Source organism: Dietzia sp. DQ12-76, from assembly GCF_014145045.1.
Lineage (GTDB): Bacteria > Actinomycetota > Actinomycetes > Mycobacteriales > Mycobacteriaceae > Dietzia.
Genome location: NZ_JAALDV010000450.1, coordinates 1 through 1,362 on the forward strand (window position 1 = coordinate 1; position 1,362 = coordinate 1,362).

1 protein-coding gene and 1 pseudogene are annotated in these 1,362 nt (G+C 72.1%); one reads left to right on the plus strand and one right to left on the minus strand.

Translation table 11 applies throughout. The annotated features are described in order from the left end of the window. Window positions 1–757 (minus strand): annotated as a pseudogene (locus G6019_RS14510) (cytosine deaminase); the annotation flags it as partial. Between the two features lie 319 nt (window positions 758–1,076). Between G6019_RS14510 and G6019_RS17435 the strand changes: the two are divergent. Continuing rightward, window positions 1,077–1,362, plus strand: a 286-nt coding sequence (locus G6019_RS17435; protein ID WP_309230264.1) for a helix-turn-helix domain-containing protein, incomplete at its 3' end; no start/stop codon positions are given.

Sequence of the window (1,362 nt, forward strand, 5' to 3'; positions counted from 1 at the left end):
CGGCCGAGGCCTGGCCGGAGGCGTCCATCGCGCCGATCCGGCAGCAGTGGCCGGCCGTCCGGATGCGCCCCGGCTCCCACGAGGCCACCCGGTCGGTGAAGGGGGTGAGCATCGCGTGGTCGCCGTCGAGGAACTCGTCGACGTGCAGGTCCACGCCGACCCCCAGCTCCTCGGCCAGATCGATCAGTCTGTGCGTCTCGGCGACACTGTCCGGGGCGATGTGGGGGGCGCCGCCGATGAGGTCGGCCCCGGCCTCCATGGCCGCGCGGACGCAGTCGGCGGGATCGTCGTCGCCCGCCATCGCGACGATCTGCAGGTCCAACTCGTCCGCGAGTTCGTCACGCACCCGGACCAGGGCCCGGATCCCGCGAAGGGGATCACCGTCGTCGTGGAGGTCGACGTGGGTGCGTACCGCCGTGGTGCCGCTGGCGACCAGGCGACGGGCCGCCTCCAGCGCCCGATCATGGATCTCGTCCTCGTCGACCGTGGCGGAGAAGGCCCTCCACGCGTCGATCGCCGCGCCGAGGTCGCACCCCGGCGGCCTGGTCGCACCCCAGCTCAGGGCCTTGTCCAGGTGCGCGTGGGGTTCCGCCGGCGCCGTCAGGGCGAGGTAACCATGACCGTCGATCACTGCCGGGCGGTGAGCCTCGGGGCCGGCCCCGCCCGCCCCCTCGTCATCGTCGGCCCCGTCCACCTCCGTGACGGCGACGACCACACCACCCTCGATGTCCAGATCGACGACCCGGCCGTCGGGCAATCCGACCCCGGTGATGCGGTCAACCCGCCTCGGGCCTGCGGTGCGAGCCCTCCCGTCGTGCGGCCTCGCCGGGGAGGCGTCGCGGCCCGCTGCTACGTCACCACGCTGGCGTGTGAGTGTGTCCACTGACTGGGTTCTCCTGCTCTGCCGGACCGTCCCCGACCGGGTCGGTATGGTGTCCTTGCGCTTTCGCTCAGGACGCGGGATATTGACCTCGTCAATACAGATCAGTGTCACGGGCGGGTGTTTCGACCGGATTACCCCGCCGGATCTGGCCTGTAACCGCTCACAGAGCGCTCGCGGAGAACGGGAGGCACCGGTGTCGGGACTTCGGGAAGACGGTCTGACGCGCCTGGGTTCCCGCATCCGGCATCACCGTCAGCAGCTCGGCCTGACCCTCGTGGAGGTGGCGGGCCACGCCGGCATCTCCCAACCCTTCCTCAGCCAGATCGAGCGAGGCAAGGCCGCCCCGAGCATGTCGACCCTCGAGGGCCTCGCGCACGCCCTGGGCACCACCCAGGCGCACCTGCTGGAAGCGGTCGACTCCGGCGACCAGGCGGCAGGCCGCCCGACGACGACCGACCGGGCAGCGTCCGGCGGCGGCG